This window comes from Methylobacter svalbardensis (genome assembly GCF_037671525.1).
GTDB lineage: Bacteria > Pseudomonadota > Gammaproteobacteria > Methylococcales > Methylomonadaceae > Methylobacter_A > Methylobacter_A svalbardensis.
Genome location: NZ_JAWPOH010000057.1, coordinates 1 through 20,504 on the forward strand (window position 1 = coordinate 1; position 20,504 = coordinate 20,504).

17 protein-coding genes, 1 other RNA gene and 1 pseudogene are annotated in these 20,504 nt (G+C 45.7%); 12 read left to right on the forward strand and 7 right to left on the reverse strand.

The features are described from left to right. Positions 1 to 236: 236 nt before the first annotated feature. Positions 237 to 1,706 carry a 4-alpha-glucanotransferase gene (gene malQ, locus RW114_RS16345; RefSeq protein WP_340123832.1) on the forward strand — a complete coding sequence of 490 codons (1,470 nt, stop codon included), beginning with the start codon at positions 237 to 239 and terminating at the stop codon, positions 1,704 to 1,706. Positions 1,707 to 1,870: 164 nt separating this feature from the next. Here the strand turns inward: malQ and RW114_RS16350 are convergent, their stop codons facing one another. The 4 genes from RW114_RS16350 to RW114_RS16365 all read right to left on the reverse strand — a co-directional run bounded on the left by RW114_RS16350 (position 1,871) and on the right by RW114_RS16365 (position 6,384). Next, on the reverse strand, positions 1,871 to 2,740 hold the full coding sequence (locus RW114_RS16350) for a quinoprotein dehydrogenase-associated putative ABC transporter substrate-binding protein (protein WP_340123833.1): 870 nt from the start codon (positions 2,738 to 2,740) through the stop codon (positions 1,871 to 1,873). 167 nt (positions 2,741 to 2,907) lie between these two features. Beyond that, positions 2,908 to 4,764, reverse strand: a complete 1,857-nt coding sequence (locus RW114_RS16355) for a methanol/ethanol family PQQ-dependent dehydrogenase (RefSeq protein WP_340123834.1) — start codon at positions 4,762 to 4,764, stop codon at positions 2,908 to 2,910. 292 nt (positions 4,765 to 5,056) lie between these two features. Then, positions 5,057 to 5,782 (reverse strand): UDP-2,3-diacylglucosamine diphosphatase, encoded by a 726-nt coding sequence (locus RW114_RS16360; protein ID WP_340123835.1) that lies wholly within the window; start codon positions 5,780 to 5,782, stop codon positions 5,057 to 5,059. 89 nt (positions 5,783 to 5,871) lie between these two features. Continuing rightward, positions 5,872 to 6,384, reverse strand: a complete 513-nt coding sequence (locus RW114_RS16365) for a peptidylprolyl isomerase (RefSeq protein ID WP_340123836.1) — start codon at positions 6,382 to 6,384, stop codon at positions 5,872 to 5,874. A 225-nt stretch (positions 6,385 to 6,609) separates the two neighbouring features. Here RW114_RS16365 and cysS point away from each other — a divergent pair, with 225 nt between their 5' ends. After that, positions 6,610 to 8,040, forward strand: coding sequence for a cysteine--tRNA ligase (gene cysS, locus RW114_RS16370; protein ID WP_340123837.1), 1,431 nt, complete (start codon positions 6,610 to 6,612; stop codon positions 8,038 to 8,040). 55 nt (positions 8,041 to 8,095) lie between these two features. Beyond that, positions 8,096 to 8,788, forward strand: coding sequence for a DUF2959 domain-containing protein (locus RW114_RS16375; protein WP_340123838.1), 693 nt, complete (start codon positions 8,096 to 8,098; stop codon positions 8,786 to 8,788). A gap of 2 nt (positions 8,789 to 8,790) precedes the next feature. On the opposite strand, the gene RW114_RS16380 is transcribed toward RW114_RS16375, so the two are convergent. Continuing rightward, positions 8,791 to 9,219 carry a hypothetical protein gene (locus tag RW114_RS16380; RefSeq protein ID WP_340123839.1) on the reverse strand — a complete coding sequence of 143 codons (429 nt, stop codon included), beginning with the start codon at positions 9,217 to 9,219 and terminating at the stop codon, positions 8,791 to 8,793. Between the two features lie 124 nt (positions 9,220 to 9,343). On the opposite strand from RW114_RS16380, the gene RW114_RS16385 reads away from it, so the two are divergent. From RW114_RS16385 to RW114_RS16400, 4 genes are all read left to right on the forward strand, one after another. Further along, positions 9,344 to 11,086, forward strand: a complete 1,743-nt coding sequence (locus RW114_RS16385) for a GTPase (protein WP_340123840.1) — start codon at positions 9,344 to 9,346, stop codon at positions 11,084 to 11,086. After that, positions 11,067 to 12,683, forward strand: a complete 1,617-nt coding sequence (locus RW114_RS16390; protein ID WP_340123841.1) for a GTPase — start codon at positions 11,067 to 11,069, stop codon at positions 12,681 to 12,683. Before RW114_RS16385 ends, RW114_RS16390 begins: the two co-directional genes overlap by 20 nt. A 169-nt stretch (positions 12,684 to 12,852) precedes the next feature. Then, positions 12,853 to 13,243: a transfer-messenger RNA gene (gene ssrA / locus RW114_RS16395) on the forward strand. 832 nt (positions 13,244 to 14,075) lie between these two features. Next, on the forward strand, positions 14,076 to 14,327 hold the full coding sequence (locus RW114_RS16400; protein WP_340123842.1) for a hypothetical protein: 252 nt from the start codon (positions 14,076 to 14,078) through the stop codon (positions 14,325 to 14,327). Between the two features lie 628 nt (positions 14,328 to 14,955). Here RW114_RS16400 and RW114_RS16405 read toward each other — a convergent pair. Both RW114_RS16405 and RW114_RS16410 read right to left on the reverse strand, forming a co-directional pair. Next, positions 14,956 to 15,693, reverse strand: a complete 738-nt coding sequence (locus RW114_RS16405; RefSeq protein WP_340123843.1) for a DUF2272 domain-containing protein — start codon at positions 15,691 to 15,693, stop codon at positions 14,956 to 14,958. A gap of 42 nt (positions 15,694 to 15,735) precedes the next feature. Then, a pseudogene (locus RW114_RS16410) lies at positions 15,736 to 15,981 on the reverse strand (transposase); the annotation flags it as partial. 447 nt (positions 15,982 to 16,428) lie between these two features. Between RW114_RS16410 and RW114_RS16415 the strand changes: the two are divergent. The 5 genes from RW114_RS16415 (at position 16,429) to RW114_RS16435 (ending at position 20,081) form a co-directional block, all read left to right on the forward strand. Continuing rightward, on the forward strand, positions 16,429 to 17,733 hold the full coding sequence (locus tag RW114_RS16415) for a tyrosine-type recombinase/integrase (RefSeq protein WP_340123844.1): 1,305 nt from the start codon (positions 16,429 to 16,431) through the stop codon (positions 17,731 to 17,733). 631 nt (positions 17,734 to 18,364) lie between these two features. After that, complete coding sequence (locus RW114_RS16420) at positions 18,365 to 18,646, forward strand: helix-turn-helix transcriptional regulator (RefSeq protein WP_340123845.1); 282 nt, start codon at positions 18,365 to 18,367, stop codon at positions 18,644 to 18,646. Then, the gene (locus RW114_RS16425) at positions 18,643 to 19,347 is read left to right on the forward strand and encodes a Rha family transcriptional regulator (RefSeq protein WP_340123846.1); all 705 of its coding nucleotides are present in this window, start codon (positions 18,643 to 18,645) and stop codon (positions 19,345 to 19,347) included. The genes RW114_RS16420 and RW114_RS16425 overlap by 4 nt, the downstream gene beginning before the upstream one ends. A 100-nt stretch (positions 19,348 to 19,447) precedes the next feature. Then, entirely contained in the window at positions 19,448 to 19,687 is a 240-nt protein-coding gene (locus RW114_RS16430; protein WP_340123847.1) for a helix-turn-helix domain-containing protein, read from the forward strand. A gap of 46 nt (positions 19,688 to 19,733) precedes the next feature. After that, positions 19,734 to 20,081 carry a hypothetical protein gene (locus tag RW114_RS16435; RefSeq protein WP_340123848.1) on the forward strand — a complete coding sequence of 116 codons (348 nt, stop codon included), beginning with the start codon at positions 19,734 to 19,736 and terminating at the stop codon, positions 20,079 to 20,081. The last annotated feature ends 423 nt before the right edge of the window (positions 20,082 to 20,504 follow it).

A 20,504-nucleotide genomic window follows, 5' to 3' on the forward strand; every position in this document is an offset into this window, starting at 1 on the left:
GATAAGAATCCTGCGGCTAAGCTCAAAGAATTGGCTGGACTTATTGATGAGGTTTTTCAGTTAATGCCTTCTGGAAAACATATGGTTGGGAGGGATTTGGGGCGTTTAGGGCCGACGGTTTCGCTACAGTACCGTGCTGCTGGATAATTTTCCAAGAATCAGGCTGCAAAAAATTTAAAAACTTGAACATCGAGTATTATTAAACATCTAAAAACTTAAACGAGAGATCACTGAGTGTGAATGACATCTTAAAGAAACGTCGCGCCGGCGTTCTGTTGCATATTACCTCGTTACCGGGTGCGGGTAGTCAGGGCGATTTGGGACAAGAAGCTTATCATTTTGTAAAATTCCTGCACGATTCCGGGGTTAGCGTATGGCAAGTCTTGCCTTTAGGCATGACTCATGCGGATGGTTCGCCCTATCAGTGTCTGTCTGCGCACGCAGGTAATCCGGCGTTAATTAATCTTGATTGGTTGGTGACGCAAGGCTGGCTGCAACGCTCGGATAAATGCGATGAATGTGCCGGTAATCATCAGAAATCGTGCTTGTTAGAAGAGGCTTATTCTGGGTTTTTGGAGTGCGCCGAGCAACAGGATAAGGAGGGTTTTACGCGGTTTTGTCAGGAGAAAGCGTTTTGGCTTGATGATTTCGCCTTGTTTTTGGCTCTTAGAATTGAATTTAATCAACAATGTTGGAATCAGTGGCCGGAGCATTTTAAGGAAAGGGATAAAAAAGCCATAAAAGAAGCGCGCCGTCGCTTAAAAACACAAATCAAATGCATTCAATTTGAGCAATATGTGTTTTTCAGGCAATGGCTGGAATTAAAAGCCTACGCCAACCAGCATGGTGTGTTTTTGTTTGGCGATATTCCTATTTTTGTGTCTTATGACAGCGCTGATGTCTGGACCCATCGTGAGATTTTTAAACTTGATGAATCAGGCGAAATGTTAGTTGTCGCAGGCGTACCGCCAGATTATTTTTCTGCGACAGGTCAGCGTTGGGGCAATCCGCACTATAACTGGAATTACCTGAAGAAAACCGGCTTTCATTGGTGGGTTGAAAGGATGAAAACTCAGATTGAGCTGTTTGATATTATTCGGATCGACCATTTTCGGGGACTTGAAGCCGCTTGGGAAATACCTGCAAATGAAGATACCGCCATTAATGGGCTATGGGTTAAGGCGCCAGGCAAAGCATTGTTGAGTGCATTAAAGGCAGAGTATGGGGCGATTTCACTGGTTGCCGAAGACTTAGGTGTTATTACACCCGAAGTCGAGGCGTTAAGAGATGAGTTTGATTTTCCGGGCATGAAAATTTTGCAGTTTGCGTTTGGCGATGATCCGGGTAATCCTTATTTACCTGATAATTATGAAAAAAACTGCGTTGTTTATACCGGTACTCATGATAATGATACGACTTTAGGTTGGCTGCAGGGTATTAGCGATGATCAGAAAAACTACATTTACAATTATCTTGGCAATCCGACATTACCGTTGCATTGTGCGCTAATTCATGCAGCATTGGCGTCGGTTGCCAACCTTGCGGTAATTCCGATGCAGGATATTCTGGAGTTGGGTTCTGAGTATCGTATGAATATTCCAGGTACGACGGAGGGTAACTGGAAATGGCGTTTTCAGTGGGACCAGTTGTCAGATAAACGGGCGGTCAGATTTGCTTATCTGGTTGGGTTGTTTAATCGTAAATAACTGACTGTCCACGAAAAGCACGAAAGACACGAAAACTAAAAATTGGCAACTCAAAGAACGAAAATATTCAGTCTTTAGATCGCCACCCAAGGTGGTAAAAATAGCCGAACCATGGCAGTCTGTTGATTTATTTTCTGCCTTTCGTGCAATCGCCTTTTTTATGATTAATCGTTATCATCTCGAATAGCCTGCTTAGAGATCGGTAGTAAAGGGATATTGTAACTGCTTATGATGGCTTGAATCTCACCTGCTTTGTCTGCTATCAGCCTGTTAAGAACCTCTTTTCTTGCTTTATCGCCTTTACGAACGCCCATCGCCATTGCAAAATCAAACTTTATGTTCGGGGTTGATTTCATCGGAATCATTGAATAACTGTTTTTTGGGTTTTGTGCAGTGATATAGCCAGCCATAGGTCCCCAAAGAATAACCATGTCAATTTTCTTCGCTTTAAGATCCTTTTCTATCTGCATGGCCACATTATTTTCATGGTCGCCTGACATCGATTGATAGGAGATGCCCATATCGAGTAGACCGTTTTTTTGTAACCAAGTCGTTCCTGGTCCACGGTCAAACATCGCAATTTTCAATGATTCCTGTCTTTGCAAAGGCAGATTAACTAATTGGGTTGCATCGGTAATATCGTCCCAGCCGCGCCCTTTGGCGATTAACAGCACATAAGTTGATTGATAGTAGGGATTGGTGGTTAAGGTAATGTCGTAACCAGCAGGAACGCCCATAACGACATCGCATTTATAGTCGTTACTTTCCACATCGCTGTCTTTTAACGGTGCATTTAAGGTGTTTCGGATAAAACCGAGACGTTGGGGAAGCCAGGTGTACTCAACGCTTTGCCCAAGTTCTTTGGCAAACAATTCGGCGATTTTGTTTTCAAAGCCGTCTTGTTTTTTTGTGGAATAAGGCGGATTCAGCGGGTCGGCACAGACCTTGAATTTTTCTTCTGCCAAGGCAGTAAGGCTGAATGCAGTCAGAAACAGAACCGCGAGTAGGGTGTTAATGTGAGGTAAAGTCCTCATTAAAATCTCCTTGGATATATCTAACAATTAAGGCTTCATAGTTTACTGCATAAACCTGGAAAAATCTTTCGTGGACAAAATAAAATTTCAGCGTAATGAGCACAAAAAAAAGCCCCGGTTGATTTATCAACCGGGGCTTTTTACTCAATCTAAAAAATCAGATCGATTTAGTTGCTGGGTAATGCAAATACAGTCAATGTACCGCCCAGTTTAGTATAAGAACTTAGGCTTCTGTATGCGCCAACAGCACCCAAACCTTCTGAGTTCGAACCTTCTTCACCGCTGTCAAGACCGGCAGCGATACCGATACCTGCCCAGCCGCCGATACCGGAAAGAACGCCAACATATTGCTTGCCGTCATATTTCCAAGTATTCACGTTGCCGATGATGCCGGAAGGTGTTTTGAACTTATACAGTTCTTTACCTGTTTTAGCGTCAACGGCTTTCAGGTAGCCTTCCAGAGTGCCGTAGAATACTACGCCGCCCTCTGTTGCCAAAGAACCGGACCAAACAGAGAATTGTTCCTTGTTAGACCAGGCAATTTTACCGGTTTTGGCATCAAAAGCCGTGAACTGGCCCAGATTGGTTGTTCCGTCCGGTTTTCCGGTTAGAACATCTGCGCCAGCTGGCATCATGGTTAAAGTCGCGCCAACGTAAGGTTGACCGGCTGTGTATGAAACTTCGAATGGTTCGTAGTCCATGCACAAATGGTTGCCAGAGATATAGAACAAGCCGGTTTGTGGAGAGTAAGAAACCGGTTGTTGGTTTTTACTGCCTAATGCAGCAGGGCAGATACCTTTTGAATTGACATCTTCACCGTTGTGTTCGGTGCTGTACTCAGGCACAACTTGTGGGCGGCCTGTTTTTATGTCTACGTGTGTTGCCCAGTTAACTGATTTGTCGAATTTTTCAGCAACAAGCAATTCACCTGTTTCACGATCTAAAGTATAGCCAAAACCGTTACGGTCGAAATGCACGACAGTTTTGTGCATTTTACCTTTCACTTCCTGGTCAACCAGAACAGTTTCGTTGATACCGTCAAAATCCCATTCATCATGTGGAGTCATTTGGTAAACCCATTTAACTTCACCGGTGTCAGCGTCACGAGCCCATAAAGACATGGACCACTTGTTGTCGCCTGGACGTTGTGTCGGGTTCCATGTCGATGGGTTGCCGGATCCGTAATAGATCAGGTTTAATTTAGGGTCGTAACTGGTCCAGCCCCAAGTAGTACCGCCGCCGATTTTCCATTGATCACCTTCCCAAGTACTTAAGCTTGAGTCTGGACCTACTGGAACCACTTTACCGTCTTTCCATGTGGTTGTTTTCTTGGCGTCAATCAGAGTGTCTTTGTCTGGACCCATGCTGTAGCCTTTCCAAGCTAATTCGCCGGTGTTGATGTCATAAGCCGCTAAGAAACCGCGAACACCAAATTCACCGCCGGAAATACCAGTCAGAACCTTATCTTTAACGACTAATGGCGCGGCGGTGTTGGTCATGCCCAACTTAGGATCGCCGTTTTGTACGCTCCAGATACGTTTACCGGTTTTAGCGTCTAAAGCGGTTAGAACGGTATCGGATTGTTGCAGGAAGATTTTGCCATCGCCGTAAGCCAAGCCACGGTTGACAGTATCGCAACACATAACCGGAATAGTCACGTCAGCGTCTTGTGTTGGCGTGAATTCCCAGATGACAGATTGAGTTTTTTGGTCAATCGCGTAAACGGTATTAGGGAAAGGGGTGTGGATGTAGAGAATATCATCTACAACCAATGGACCGCCTTCATGACCACGCAGGACGCCTGTAGAAAAAGACCATGCAGGTTGCAGATTTTTTACGTTAGTGGTGTTGATTTCACTGAGCTTGCTGTAACGAGTACCGGCGTAATCACCACCCCATGTTGCCCAGTTAGCCGGGTTTTGAGTGAGTTTTTCAACATCGCTGTTAGCTGTTGAAACCGCTGGTGCAGCTAATAAAGCAGCCACACTGGAAGCAAGCAGCCAACTTTTCAAAGGCTTCTTCATATTATATTTCTCCTGGTATCCTGTTAATTTGACAGAATAGTGATTATGTTTTTATGACTAATATTAGTTTTTAGGGTGGTTTTCATGTTCCATGGAGACAGGAAATTTTCACTCTAGGAGCCTAAATTTAATGATTTTGCCCCAAAAGTCAACTTTTATAGGCTTTGGTGTAAAGTGATTCCTGTAACGTTTTGATAACACACGGGGGTGTTCTGATTAAGATGAAAGATGAAAGGTGAAAGGCGAAAGGTACAAGATGAAAAATCATCAACATTTTCGCTTTGAACCTGAGTTAAAGTGTCTCAATGTGATAACCATTACTGTTCCAGCATAATACTTCGGCTGTATGCTTGCTCCATGCGGCAAGTACAAAGCGCTGGGCAGTTTGGTCGTCTATTTTAAAGTCATGGACGGCCGGCCGGTGCGTATGTCCGTGAATCAAGCGCAAGCAGTGTCGTTCACGCATGATATTAACTACCGTGTCCTGGTTAACGTCCATAATGTCCTGGGATTTTTTACGTTTGTGGAAATAACTGCGGATACGATACCAACGCGCTGCCAGTAGACGTAAAAACAAGGGTTTGGATAACACGGACTGCTGCCATTCCGGGGTATGAGATTTGACGCGAAATGCCTGATAAGGCAGATCATCGGTACACAGTAAATCGCCGTGGGTGAGCAGCGTCGGCGTGCCGTACAAATCAATGACAGCGTACTCATCAAGAAGCGTAACGCCGGTATCCTCGGAAAATTGTTTGCCCAGCAGAAAATCGCGGTTGCCTTGCTGCAAATAAACCGGAGTGCCCGAACCGGTCAGTTGTTTAAGTTGTTTTCGGATTTTATTGTTAGGTGGGGTAGAGTCGTCGTCGCCTATCCAGGTATCGAAAAGGTCGCCCAGGATATAAACAGCGGCAGCTTTGGGGGCCCTATCGCTCAGGAATGAAAGAAATCGACGAGTGATTTCAGGCTTTTCCAGGGAAATGTGGAGGTCTGAGATGAACAGGATTTCTTGATTCAAGGGGTGCGTAAGGGCTGAAAGGTGAAAGGTGAAGGGCGAAGGCGAAAGGCGGATGTTGTAAACGGTATCCTTTGCCTTGCGCCTTTAGTCTATTCTATAACTTCGGCTTTTTCGACGATGATGTCGGTTTTAGGCACGTCCTGATGTCCGCCGCGGTTGCCTGTGGGCTGTTTAGCCATGGCGTCGACAATATCCATGCCTTCAATGACTTCGCCAAATACCGCATAGCCCCAGCCACTGGAGGTTGGGCTGGTATGATTCAGCGAGGCGTTATCTTTATAGTTAATAAAAAACTGGGCAGTTGCCGAATCGGGAACATTGGTGCGCGCCATCGCTATAGTGCCGCGTTTGTTAGTCAAGCCGTTATCGGCTTCGTTTTTGATTGGGCCATGAACCGCTTTTTGATTAAAGTCAGTATCAAAGCCGCCGCCTTGCGCCATAAATCCGGGGATTATGCGATGGAAAATGGTGTTGTTGTAAAAGCCTTCATTAACGTAAGTCAAAAAATTTGCCGATGAAATAGGCGCTTTTTCAGGATTCAGCTGAATAATAATTTCACCCAGAGACGTGGTTAATTTAACTTTTGATGGGGTATCAGACATAAGGTTTTCCGTTGCAAATGAGAGTGTTGTGGTTAAAAGCAGCATCATGGAGAAAATAAAAGTACGCATGGTTTTCCTTAGGGAGTGATGCAAAGAACAGATTTTAAGTGTTTTTGTCTTGAAAGAGAAGCATGTGCTTGGTAGATTGTACCGTTTTGTTTAACCGGCCTCGACTGATCGGCCCTGTTTACTGGCAAACGGACTTAACTGAATAATTTAATTAACATGTTGAAAATATATAACACCCTGACCCGAAAAAAAGAACCGTTCCAGCCGCGTGTAGCGGGCAAAGTCGGCATGTATGTCTGCGGCATGACGGTTTATGATTACTGTCATATCGGTCATGCGCGGGTCATGGTGGTGTTCGATACGGTGGCGCGTTATTTCCGCTATCAGGGTTACGAGCTGACCTATGTGCGCAACATTACCGATATTGACGACAAAATCATTCAGCGCGCCATCGAAAACGGCGAAGACTACGGCAAGCTGACCGAGCGGTTTATCGACGCGATGCACGAGGACGAGAGGGCGCTGGCCGTTTTGCCGCCCGACCTTGAGCCGAGGGCAACGCAATCCATCGATGCCATTATTGCGATGATTAAAACCCTGGTGGACAAAGACCTTGCTTATGTCGGCAGCAATGGCGACGTGTTTTATGCGGTGACCCAGTTCAAGAATTACGGCCGGTTATCGGGCAAAAACCTTGATGACTTACAAGCCGGCGAGCGGGTTGATGTAGATCTGGCCAAGCGCAATCCGATGGATTTTGTGTTGTGGAAGATGGCCAAGGCCAATGAGCCAGCCTGGGATTCGCCGTGGGGCTTGGGCCGTCCCGGTTGGCATATCGAGTGTTCGGCGATGTCTACCTGTTGCCTGGGGAATCATTTCGACATTCATGGCGGCGGCATGGATTTGCAGTTTCCGCATCATGAAAATGAGATTGCGCAGTCGGAAGGCGCGACCGGCGAGAAATTTGTCAATGTGTGGATGCACAACGGCTTCGTGCGTGTCGATGATGAGAAAATGTCCAAATCACTGGGTAATTTCTTTACCGTGCGCGAGGTGTTGAAACGCTACCATCCTGAAATCATCCGGTTTTTTATTTTATCCAGCCACTACCGCAGTCCGTTGAATTATTCTGACGAGCAGTTAAACGATGCCGATGCCGGGTTAGATCGCCTGTATACTGCATTACGAGGAGTAACGGTATTAGATGCTCCGGTGTCTGCCGACTATGAAACCCGTTTTAAAAAAGCCATGGATGATGACTTCAATACGCCGGTCGCTTTATCCGTATTATTCGATCTTGCCAGAGAACTCAATAAAGCCAAAAACAACAATCCGAAAAAAACTGCGGAGTTGGCGTTTAGCCTTAAGTTTTTAGGCGGTCTGTTAGGTATTTTGCAGCATGATAAATGGAAAGAGGACGTGACAATAGCTTTAACTGGCTTATCTATGTCCGCTCAGGCTGGAAAACTTAGTGTTGACGATGTGAGTCAATATATTGAACAACAAAAACAGGCGCGCATTGCTGCAAAAAAAGCCAAGGATTGGGCTTTGGCCGATAAGATTCGTGATGACTTGAAAGCCATAGGCGTGATTCTGGAGGATGCGCCCGATGGCAAAACCAGCCACCGGTTCGAGTATAAGCTGTAGGGGCGTGTTGAATGCGCATTGGCTCCACAAGAAATAAACACACATAAAGGTTCTAATGGCCGATTATAACAAACCGCCAGCCAACGATTTGGCAAAAAAATCGTTAAATTTAATCAGCGGGTTTCTCTCCAAAAAAATCCGCACCGTTTATTACAGCGCCAGAGAATCCATTGGCGAGCATAAGCGCGATATGGTTGTTGCTCATGTTGAACAGGCTTGCGTGGGCTTGCAGGAAACCCGAGATGAGTTTGAAGATGCGCTGGAACGGTTTAAGACCTTGGTCTGCGTCAATGAAACCACACTGGATCATAAATATAACCTGCTCAACAGGCAATATCAGTTTTGTTGTGCTAAATCCGATGCGGTTAGCGGTAGAATCAAAGCGATTGAACAGGTTAGCGAAGCGCTGTTTGTCGAATGGGAACACGAACTCAGCGAATATACTAATCGGAACTTGCGTGCCCACAGCAAGCAGCAGTTGAAGGTGGCCAGACAAAACTATGCCCGGTTGATCAGGTCTATGCAAAGGGCGGAAGCTAAAATCCAGCCGGTACTGGCGGCATTTAAAGATCAGGTGTTATTTTTGAAACATAACCTTAATGCTCAGGCTATCGCGGCATTAAGGCATGAATTTATTGAAATCGGCATTGATATTTCACAGCTTATCCATGCGATGGAGCTGACGATCGCTGAGGCAAGTCAATTTGTTGCGGCGCTAACCAATCAAAAAGCCTTGCCCAGTCGGTGATCCTAGAGTTTGTACAAAACTTCGTTGGCTTTGTCTTTAGGGTCAGCTTTGTTTTTATCTTTAGGGCTATCTTGATCAATTCTTTCCTTGCTGAATTTGGCTATCATATCATCCCAATTGTCGTACTTTTCATAGCCTGCTATGCCGGCATTTTTCCGTTGTTGATAAAGTTCTTTGCCCAATGCGATGATTTCTTCGGGTTTTTTACCGTCAACCGTGTTAAGAAATTCCTTTTCTTCTTTAATCGAATCGCGAAGCGTCCAGAAAGAGACTTCAAATTCAATACGAGCATCGGGAGATAAACGGTTCTTTAATGCCTTTACTGATCTATAGGCAGTGCGGATATTATGACCGTTAATTTGTTGCCCCTTGCTGCAGGCAATTAAAGAAGTGCAGCAGAGAATGAGCAGAAGAACATGTATTTTCTTCATAAAAATAACCTCAGGTTTAATGTAGGGACGCATATCATGCTATTTACATGGATTGTGATTATATAACGCCGGATCGCCAAACAAAGTAAAATAGTCAGTCATTATAATCCTGAGCTAGCTTTTCATGCTGGAATTTATCCAATTATTAAAACAACGTTACCAGGCGGTTTTAGCTCAACAGGGCAATGAGTCTGTTAAAACAAGCTATCAACAGCGGATCGATCAGCTTATCTTGGCGGAAGCCTTCATACGCAAGGGGCAGCTGATTGATGCGTCTCCGGAGCCGTTGTTGCACATGGCGGTAGTGGGGCCGACTCAGGCCGGAAAAAGCTCACTGGTCAACGTGTTATTAGACAGTCATGCTGCCGGAGTCAGTCCATTGGCGGGTTACACCATACATCCGCAGGGTTTTTGCAGCGGAGTAAGTCTTGCTGAATGTACCGGCCTGCAACGTTACTTCGGTCGATTTCAACAATTGCAACAAACGCAGCTAAGCAAAGACCGGCACGATTGCTATTCGCTAACCGAAAACACCACCACCGATTCAAAGCTTCTGCCGCATGGCGTTTTATGGGATACGCCCGATTTCGATTCGATAGATTCAGCCACTTACCGTGAAGGCGTCATCAGGGCGATTGCCTTGGCGGATATGGTTATTCTGGTGGTCAGCAAGGAAAAATATGCCGATCAATCGGTTTGGGACATCATGGCCGCTGTTGAAGTGCTGCATCAACCGACCATTATTTGCCTGAATAAACTGGTTGAAGGTTCAGAGTCGATCATTATCCAGTCATTAAAAGAAAAGTGGCGGCATGCCAGAACCGACGAATTTCCTGATGTCGTTTCGCTGTATTATCAAAAGCCGGAGGGATTGCCTGTGTGGCCGGAGTCCAGGCAACAGCTGCTTAAGCAACTGGCGAATAAAGTAAGCCTTACAAAACAGGCGCGTTTTGAACAAGAGTTATTGAAACGACACTGGCAAACCTGGCTGGAACCGGTTTTTGCCGAACATCAGGCCTTAAATGATTGGGCTGAATTAGTCGACCTTATGATCAAGCAGGCTATGGAAAATTATCAGCGCGATTACCTGAATCATCCGCATCATTATGAAACCTTTCAGCTGGCGATGACGGAATTGCTGAATTTAATGGAAATACCCGGATTAGCCCGTATTCTGGCCGGTACTCGTCAGATTTTGACTTGGCCGGTCAGACAGATCATGAAACTGGGACGCAAAAGACTGCATATGTCAGACAGCAGTTACGAAATAGACTTGTTAAATCAAATAGCCGAGCACACGCTGATTCAACTGGCGGACAAACTGCTGGATAAGGCCGTGCAAGGTCATCAGGGCCAGTGGTGGCGGCAACTAAACAGCGTGTTACGCAGTCAGCGACAGGATGCGTTACAGGATTTTTCTCAGGCGGCAAAAATTTATCATCTGTCGTTTCAGCAAGACGTGGAAAGCGCCGCGCATCGTTTGTATGACAAACTGCAAGAACAGCCTGTGGTGTTAAACGGTTTGCGGGCCACCCGAGCGACTGCCGATGCCGCCGTGATTGCGTTGACCTTGCAAATGGGCGGCATAGGGCTGCATGATTTAGTCATCGCTCCGGCAATGCTGGCACTGACTTCGTTGTTGGCTGAAAGCGCAGTCGGCAGCTATATGCACAAAGTGGAAGCCGAGTTAAAACAAAACCAATTCAATGCCGTCAAACAGGCATTATTTATCGATAGTCTGCGCCATAAACTCTTGCAGTTGCCTGAGCAATTATCGATGACGACTCATTTTAATATATCTCCTGACCAGCTGCGTGCGGCAGAGCTTCAACTCACAGAAAAGCGCCATGGCTTACGATTACTCTAGTTTGGTAAAAACAACAAAACGCTGGGCTGAGCAGGCGCTGACGGCCGGCTGGATCAATAGCGATGCCGCGCAGCAGTTAAACGATGTCGATGCCAGAACGCCCGATACGCTATTTAACCATAACGGCTCCAGGCCGCTAATTGTGGCATTTATGGGCGGTACCGGCGTGGGCAAAAGTTCATTGCTTAACCGTCTGGCAGGCAAAGCCATCGCCAAAGCCGGAGTAGAGCGCCCCACTTCGCGGGAAGTGACGCTCTATCATCACCATAGCGTCGCGATAAAGCATTTGCCAGAACAACTGCCGCTGGCGCAGATCAAAATCGCTGAGCATGATGATGAATCCAGGAAAAATGTCATCTGGATCGATATGCCCGATTTCGACAGTACCGAGCAAAGCAACAAACATCAGGTGTTGGAATGGTTGCCGCATATCGATGTGCTGATCTATGTGGTCAGTCCCGAACGTTATCGGGATGAAAAAGCCTGGCGTTTGCTGCTTGCAGAAGGCGGTAGACATGCCTGGTTGTTTGTCTTGAACCAATGGGACAGAGGCCAGACCGAGCAGTATGAAGATTTTAAACAGCAACTGCATAAAGCGGGCTTTGCCGAGCCGATTATCTTCAAGACCGCCTGCGGCGAAGGCCTGCAAGCCGACGAGTTTGCCGTATTGGAATCGACCATTCGCTCGCTGGCGACCGAGCATATCGTTGCGCAACTGGAACAAAGAAGTTCTCAGGTTAAAAAAGACGAGTTAAAGCAAAAACTGCAAAGTACCGGCGGGTTACTGGGTTCCGGGTCGGCTTTTCAACAATTGCCGACGCTGTGGCAGGATCAATGGCAACGCACAGCCCAGATATTGCAACAGGGGTTTGCATGGCCTATCCAGCAGTTGGCGCGGCACTATGCCGATCACGCGGCCGATTTATTAAGCCATCCGGCGACTGCCAAATATGCCACAACCGGCGCTAAACTCAGCATATGGGACGACTGGGCTGAAGCTCGTTTTGACGACGCGCTGGATGAATTTGTCATCAATGCCGACCAGCTGGGCATTCCGGTGAGTCCGCTTAAAAAGCAGTTGTCTGCGCTACGCGAAAAAGCCCCAAAAATCATCCAGACACAAAGCGAGCTGGCCGCCAGACAAGCATTGGCAAATCCCGGTAACGCATTACATCGCGCCTTTTTAAAGCTGATGCGCTTATGTGAAATCATCCTGCCGCTTGCGGCCATTTGCTGGGTCGGCTATCAGGTTTTTATCGGCTATTACACCAGCAACATGACCAATGTAGATTATTTGGGTGTGGATTTTGCGGTACATAGCAGCTTGTTAATCGCCATTACCTGGCTGACGCCGTTTTTCATCCTGAAAAAATTAAAACCGTCGTTGGAAAAAAGCGCCTTAAGAGGGCTAAGCAAAGGCTTGAGCAATGCAATCAACATGATAGATGGCGAAGTGTTGCTGGCAATAGAAAATGTCGGTAACCAACATGCCGAGCAGACCAAGCAGCTAGCCGGGATGATTGAACTTTGCAGTGATGTCGACCGGCAACCGTCAATAGACAGCAACAGTCCTTTAGCCCGGATGCTTATCGATTGACGCCGGTGTCTTTTCGCCGTCATTGCCGGGATGACGAGCCGAGCCTATCGTGCAGACACTTAGGCATAACGACGAGGGTTGCCAGCTATGTAGTCTGAAAGCCGGATAAATACGGGTCAAAAAAATAATTGTACAATTTTTATCCAATTAATTTAGAATACATATCACGGGGGGCGACATGGCTTCGACGTGGGTAGCAAAACCTTAAGTGCATGCCGAGGACAGTACACCTCGTAAAATCTACTGAAACTAAAGTATTCGCAAATGACGAAAACTACTCAATGGCTTTAGCTGCTTAAACACAGCACCATTCCTTTGACCATCTGTGCTTATGCGGGTGGAGTTTTTAGTACCTTTTAGGTATGAGAGGCGCTCAGAGGTCATCTACATAAGATCGCGCTGAAGTCTGTCCGGTATGGATGCGCTAAAACCTTACGGAATCGCTGATGATTTTCTTGGCCCGACGGGTAGTCATTAGCTAAATCAAAGAGCGGGATAAGCATGTAGACCTTGTGGCGGAGTACTTGCGGACGGGGGTTCAATTCCCCCCGCCTCCACCAAATTTCAAAGACCGGCAGAGCCCAAAAGGGCTGCCGGTTTTTTTATGCCTGTCGGTTTTTGACTGGCGCATCAGCAACTATGCCGCAGGAAGTTGTTGCGTTGGCTTAATGATGCGATCGCTCACGATGGCCTCCGCCGTGATGTCTATGTCCACCGCCATCACGATAATGGCCGTCACCGTGGCCTCCGCCATAAAAAGGATGTGGATAATACACGCAAGCGCTGACTAACAGTATCAACCCGCAGAGCATAATTCTTCTTGTTATTAATGCCATTACCGTATTCCCTATGTAAAAAATGTTAAGTAAGAGTAACTGACGATCGCTGAATAACGCATGAATCAACTTTGTTACCCATGATATGTCCACAGGCACACAACTGAGCCATGACGCTGAGCTTTTGTCCGGATACAGAATTAGCTGTGCTGCTACGGGAGTCGGGGGCAACACTCACGAGGGCATATGTTGTTCAGCCATGGATAGCTTTGTTTATCCCTTGGGCGGTCAGTAGATTGAGCAATCTGGGAGGGCAAAGGAGCAATACAAGGACGGTGCGGGTTATGCGCTACTGGTTCGGGATAAGCGTTGTTTCGTGTCGAATGGAAAAAGTTTTGTCTTGTCTAGCTTATAAAGGATTATTGACATTATTGCCAATCCAAACACAGAATACAGAATGATTAAATTGTTCAGGGAGAGGTTGATATGAAACGATTGATATTACTGACCGCCGTTTTTGGACTTGTACTTATGTTACAAGGCTGTGTCGTTTATCCTCATCCGAATAGTTATTCGGTAGGTTATTCCGGATATGGTCCTTATTACGACTTTAATTATGGCTACCAGCCTTACGGGTATTTGCCATATAGCTACTACAGATACCGGCCTTACAGAAGTTTCGGCTGGGGCGGCGGTTATTATAGGGGTGGTCATGGGCGCATCCATGGCGACCGCGGTTTTGGCTTGGGTGGAAGACGTGGCTTTGGCAGAGGTGGACATCCTGGTGGTGGTCGGCAAGGCTGGGGCGGAAGTCGTGGCGGTGGCAAAGGTGGTCATTTTGGCGGCGGACGCGATCGGCGCTAACTAATGCTGGGAGAGTACGAGGGCAATTGACATGGACGTCTATTGTCACAGCCACGGATGGGTTTTGTAAGTGAGTTGGGCGTTAGCCTTGTTACCTGCCCCTATGACAAACTAATGAAAATTCACCTTGTCTTCATCGCTGAGTCTCAGTTTTTGCAGTAAATCATCATTATGATGGGGATTTTAGTAATTGCGGCTTCCCTTACTTGTAACCCAATGAAATTACACCTCTCAGTCGGCGACCATCTGCGCATTACACATAAGGGAGCATAGCTACCTATACAACATAAAACGCTAAGCAGGACGGGGAGTCTCATGCTCCAGAGACTAGAAAAGTATTATCCAAATCGTGCTGAAAAAATTAATTACCACAGAGAACACGAAGGACGCGGAGAAAATAACCCTATTCATCAAAGTATTAAAAACTTCGTGCTCTCCGTGTTCTTCGTGGTTATTGAGTCGATTGATGCTAAGAACAAGTCTTTCACCATCTCGGTAGCGTGGGAACGAGGATGCCCCGTCCGGTATGACAACTTGTGTAGATAGCTATGCCTAGGGGGTCGGCTAGAGCTTCTAAGTCATCCCAGTATTGGATAATGGCTAATGTCTGCTTTGTGGATTTCCCGTATATTTTAATTTCGCTGTTCTATCGCCAACGACCATGGTCTGGCTTTTGTGGGTAGCACCTTTCCCGTTCCATCCAGATTGATATGAGCTAAACTGACCGCATCCAGGACATTGCCTCCTATCACATCAAGTTCGCCAGGCCGCTGTGCAACCACTAAATCACAGTGGTAAGCCCCACGCCTTAGATCGTTATAGTTGTGAATTGACTGGATAAAAGCTTCACCTCGCGGTGCGCAAATAATGTCTCCGGGCTTGGGGGAATAGGCGTTGATGGCATGGCTTACAAAGCTGTTTTCGGAATCAGCTGCCATTACATGTTGAATATAATCCCAATGCAAAACGGTAGAAGGCAAATCGCTTTCAGACACCCCTGCACTCCGGGCTAGCCAGACAATAAAAGCGCCAGACCAGGGTCTGATTTCTCCTTCATACCCGATTATCGGTAAGTCTGTCGCAGTATACCAATACATGAATATCCGGCTAAAAAAAGGTGGTAGCGTTTCATTAGCATGGGTTGCTACATTCGGATAAGTTAGCGCCGGCGGCTCAATATCATAATTGACTTCGGGCCGACCGAACAATTCCCATTCCTGGCGAGCAAGGTATAGCATTCGCTCTCTAACGTTAGGAATAACAAACGAGGGGGTGACATTGGCGGCAGCTAAAATGGCGGGTGTTTGCTTCTGTTTTTGCAGAGCGCAGCCAGTAAGAAACAAAACAATGCTGAGAAATATATAAGGCATAGTTAAATGATCGGGGGTGTAAAAGTTTCCGTGTAACCGCCGTTAAAAAATCTCTGGAAATCGATCCTCGTAGAGAATCATAAACCGATTCAGAGCGGGCTTCCAGTCACGGATCGGCATCGACCATTTCCTGGCGGCCTGTTCTATAGCTAAATACACCGCTTTCATGGCCGATTGATCCGTAGGAAACAGCTTGTGACGCTCGGTGGCTTTACGAATCGTGCTATTCAACGACTCAATGGCGTTGGTAGTGTAGATGACTTTCCGAATCTCATCAGGATAGTCGAAGAAGGCGATCAGGTTTAGCCAATGCCTACGCCAAGATGCTGGGATACTGTTTATCCCATTGCCGGGCAAAGGCTTCCAGTTCCTGCTTGGCTTCGGTAACGGTAATCGATTGGTAAATGACCTTGAGCCCTTTTTTCAAAAAATTGACATTTTGTAACTCTTTGATTTCATTGGTCGGGACGATAGGATTTGAACCTACTATCCCTTGTCCCCCAGAACGGTAAATTAACGTTTTTTAAGATTCAACGCGATTCAAATAATCAATTATTGTCTTTTAAATTCATTGTCTTATTGGATATTAGTATTCAGCGATGTACAATGAAATTCACTGAAATTCAGTTAAAAAGTTATCCCATACGTTATCCCACAGATTGCAGGGTAACCCTTTGATATTTGATCGAACTACCCCTTGTCAAAAGAACAAGGAGATGTTTAAGCGAGCGAATAATGGCTATCAATATAATAAAACCGTTGTCTTTTTTGCACTTTAAAGCGACAGAATCAGAACAATTAATTAAAGATGGTGGTGGCTTATTTGTGCGAATAAGACCGGCAGCTAATGGCGGCGGCATATCTTTTAGGCTTGCTTATCGGTTTGAGGGGAAATTAAAGTGGGCGGATTTGAAAGCAAAGGCGCTTCCAGAAGCACGAACTGAGCGAGACACTTTAAAAGCACTCCTTAAAACTGGAGTTGACCCTAAGCTCGAAAAAGCTCTTGAAAAAGAGCGTAATCGACAACAACAACTTGATGAACAAGAGGCAATAACTAAAATTAAAGCGCGTGTAACGGTCAATGATTTGTTTATCCGCTGGTGTGATATTGATTTAATTAACCGTAAAGACCGTGCTGAAATCGTCAGGATGTTCAACAAGGATGTGTTGCCGGTCTTGGGTGATTTGTTCGTTGAGGATGTGAGGAAAGGGCACATTGGTTTAGTTATTGATAAATTGAAAATACGCGGCGTAAATCACTTAGCCAGGAATCTCTTAAAATTGATGCGGCAGATGTTCAGATTTGCTGTTAGTCGGGATGTTATTGAGTTTGATCCAACAGCCAGTCTTAGCGTGGCAAAGATGACCACTAAGCCCACCGAGCGCGACCGCACCTTAACCGAACTAGAGATTAGAGCATTAGCGCGTCAATTACCTGATGCTAATTTATTGAAATCTACTGAGTGCGCCGTTTGGATCGCATTATCAACGATGTGTCGGATTGGTGAGCTATCTAAAGCTAAGTTTTCAGAAATTAATTTTGAGTTGAATACTTGGACTATTCCGGCAGCCAACAGCAAAAACGGTAAGGCTCACACCATTTATTTATCAGACTTCGCCCTTCAGCAATTTAAAACTTTAACTCATGTTGCCAGCAACGATACTTGGATTTTCCCGAATCGTGATAACTCAAATAACGTATGTGAGAAATCAATCACTATACAGATTCGTGGTCGTCAATCTGAAAATATCCTTAGTAATCGCTCCCAGGATAATCAAGCCTTGGTTCTGACGGGGGGAAAATGGACGCCGCACGACCTACGGCGCACTGGTGCAACAATGATGGGTGATTTAGGTGTTGCTCCTGATGTCATTGAAAAGTGCCTCAATCATACCGAAGAAAATAAAGTTAAACGGATTTATCAACGGCAGAAATTAGAAGTGGAGCAGCTTAACGCATGGCGCGTGTTAGGTGATCGGCTTAATCTACTGGTCAACGCCGACACTTCAAATGTCGTTTTACTGCACAAGTGGAAATAAGCTCAGGTTATACCGTTTAAGAGGATCGGGTAAAACCGGCAGCGATTGCGGATGATTTTGTCGAAAAAACCGGAAACACATAAATATTTAATGTGCATTTTTTAGAAATATACCGGAATATACGGGGATATACGGGAGATAGACGGGGATAGACGGGGATAGACGGGAGATAGACGGGGATAGACGGGAGATAGACGGGGATAGACGGGGATAGACGGAAAAAATAACCCATTTCTCATCGCATAAAAAAATTTACGTTACGACACTATTGACACTATTTTATTGAGACACTTGGTATATTATGGCCTTGCGTTGAACATTAGCGCATAAAAAAAACCCCTAAACAATCAGACACCGTAGGAAGTAGAGATTATTTAGGGGATGAATTTTAATCTTACATATTTACAACTTTTGTCGTCACAAAAATATCTTTTAAATGAAAACATCGGATTTGTAAAACAGTTCTATTTTGTTGCATGAGACGCTAGCCAGTCAAGACATATACATCTTGTTAAACCTAGTTGCACTCAAATAAACCTTAATATGACATCTTACCCCCTGTTTTTACTTAGCCGATACTTTTTGTGGCACTGGCAATATTTTGTGAATATGCAAAATATAGGACGTATCAATGCCAAAACTTGCGCAAGCAACGCCACTCAATCTTGATTATTTAAAACCGCCTCAAGCCCACCAACTGCCTGAAACGGGTTATCTCAGGTTATGGCACGTAATCGGCGACCCGAAAGCAACCCCGCCTATTCCCGCATTAATCCCCATAGGCCGTACATCATTCTTGAATGGTGTTAAATCTGGAAAGTACCCCAAACCTGTAAAGCTGGGCGAAAGAACGACCGCCTGGAAAGTTGAGGACATCCGCGCTTTGATCGGTCAATTGGGTGGTGCTGCATGAACAATGTCATAAGCCTAATCGAGAAAAAGCACGAGCCGCGAGTTGATAGTTTGGCAATCGCCGATAGATTAGGTATTCAGCACAAAAATGCACTCGCACTCATTGATGATAACAAGTTGGAGTTTGGAGAGTTCGGAAGGGTCGCGTTTGAAACGCGAACCTTAGAAACGAACGGCGGGAACCAAAAGCAGCGTATTGCATTTCTCAATGAAGATCAGTCATATTTTTTACTGACGCTGACCCGCAACACCAAACGCACAAAGCCCCTTAAAGTTGAGCTGGTCAAAGCCTTTTCAAGATTCAGAAAGCATAAACAGACCACCGAGGACTACTTGCCTTTTTATCATGAGCTGCACGACAACGTAAAATCCTTATCTGACAGGGCACACCAAAACGGGAGCCAAGTTAAAGAAAGCTTCTTACACATGAATTTTAATAAGCTCATCAACAAGGCGTTTTGCTTAGATGCAGGACAGCGGCCAGACTTGCCGCCAAGATTAAGGGCTCAAGTTACCGCGGCCAATGTGATTGCCGGGGATATTGTCCAGCGGTGCGTTATGGCGGGGTTAGATCATAAGGTCACTTACCAAGAAGTGAAGCAGGCTGTTTTTGCCTTGGCTGAACCGGTTAGAGGTCTTTATCTACCGTCGACACAAAACCGAGCGTTCCAAACAGCAGACACAAAAAACCCCGAGCTTTAATTTAATAAAGTCGGGGCTTCATGCAATCCGTTTCATCAATCCGCAAGAGTATTTTACTCATTGATGGTGCGGTTGCATACCCGGCTTTGGAGATAATCCGATGACCGAACATGAATTTTCAACCGATAGCAACCACCAACGGGCGGTACTTCTTGCCTGGCTGCAAACTGCGACCATTACCACGCTGCAAGCCCGGCAAGAGCTGGATATATTCCATCCGGCGGCACGTATTCAAGAACTACGCGACCTTGGGCATAAAATAGACACTTACTGGACGACCGTCGACACCGGCAAAGGCAGGCATCGTTCCGCCTGTTACGCATTATTGGCGCAGGTCTAGTCGTGGTAAGTTTTCAAAAGGTTATGATCGGATTCAGGCGGCTAAGATGGCAAAGGCGCTAAGAAAAAGGCAATACATCGCCCAAGATGTTGAAATGATCCGCTCTGCCGCTTATGAGAAACTGAGCGGCAATGCGGTTAAATTGCTGATCCTGATGCAAACCCATTGGCGGATGTATGAGCCCATAGCCTACAGCGTTACCGAGGCTCAGAATCGGGTAGGCTGTAGTCGAGGCAAAGCGCACGAAGCACTTAGGGAGTTAGAATCTCACGGCTTCATAAAGTTAATGCTTGAGGGTCATTTTAACAAGCAATTGGCAAGAAAGTGGCGACTTACCTTCCGTGACTATAACGACCAAAAACCATCTGATGAATGGCGAAAATGGTCAGTTTAAAATTGATTTGCTTGTTCATTATATGAACGCTTCATGCCTTATGCTGAACAATTCATGCCGTATAGTGAACAGGTGTTCATAACATGAACGCCATTCTATATGAAACAATAACTTAAGATGACCTGTTTTAGCCTTCAGTGTTCAGCATAAGGGATGTACCTATTAGTTACCATCCTATGCAGTTTATAAAAGCAAGAATACATCCAGCAATTAGGCAACAACAGCACGGCGGCCAAAATCGACAAACTGTTGTTCCTGCAAAATGAGGATTAAACCAATGGCAGTAAAAAAGAAACCTATAGTTTCTCAGGTAAATAATTTCCAAGCCACTACAGTAAAATTCACGCAGGGATTGCGAAATCTTCACGCATTTTCTTCATGACACACAAAACTTTACTGGCATCTTGCATATACGTCTTGAAA

Bases quoted from the DNA above. Each gene is read 5' to 3' on its own strand.
- RW114_RS16435 (WP_340123848.1), top strand. From the start codon at position 19,734: ATGGCAAAGGCGCTAAGAAAAAGGCAATACATCGCCCAAGATGTTGAA.
- RW114_RS16430 (WP_340123847.1), top strand. From the start codon at position 19,448: ATGACCGAACATGAATTTTCAACCGATAGCAACCACCAACGGGCGGTA.
- RW114_RS16375 (WP_340123838.1), top strand. From the start codon at position 8,096: ATGGCCGATTATAACAAACCGCCAGCCAACGATTTGGCAAAAAAATCG.
- RW114_RS16390 (WP_340123841.1), top strand. From the start codon at position 11,067: ATGGCTTACGATTACTCTAGTTTGGTAAAAACAACAAAACGCTGGGCT.
- RW114_RS16385 (WP_340123840.1), top strand. From the start codon at position 9,344: ATGCTGGAATTTATCCAATTATTAAAACAACGTTACCAGGCGGTTTTA.
- RW114_RS16350 (WP_340123833.1), bottom strand. From the start codon at position 2,740: ATGAGGACTTTACCTCACATTAACACCCTACTCGCGGTTCTGTTTCTG.
- RW114_RS16400 (WP_340123842.1), top strand. From the start codon at position 14,076: ATGGCTACCAGCCTTACGGGTATTTGCCATATAGCTACTACAGATACC.
- RW114_RS16425 (WP_340123846.1), top strand. From the start codon at position 18,643: ATGAACAATGTCATAAGCCTAATCGAGAAAAAGCACGAGCCGCGAGTT.
- RW114_RS16380 (WP_340123839.1), bottom strand. From the start codon at position 9,219: ATGAAGAAAATACATGTTCTTCTGCTCATTCTCTGCTGCACTTCTTTA.
- RW114_RS16365 (WP_340123836.1), bottom strand. From the start codon at position 6,384: ATGTCTGATACCCCATCAAAAGTTAAATTAACCACGTCTCTGGGTGAA.
- RW114_RS16355 (WP_340123834.1), bottom strand. From the start codon at position 4,764: ATGAAGAAGCCTTTGAAAAGTTGGCTGCTTGCTTCCAGTGTGGCTGCT.
- RW114_RS16405 (WP_340123843.1), bottom strand. From the start codon at position 15,693: ATGCCTTATATATTTCTCAGCATTGTTTTGTTTCTTACTGGCTGCGCT.
- RW114_RS16420 (WP_340123845.1), top strand. From the start codon at position 18,365: ATGCCAAAACTTGCGCAAGCAACGCCACTCAATCTTGATTATTTAAAA.
- RW114_RS16415 (WP_340123844.1), top strand. From the start codon at position 16,429: ATGGCTATCAATATAATAAAACCGTTGTCTTTTTTGCACTTTAAAGCG.
- cysS (WP_340123837.1), top strand. From the start codon at position 6,610: ATGTTGAAAATATATAACACCCTGACCCGAAAAAAAGAACCGTTCCAG.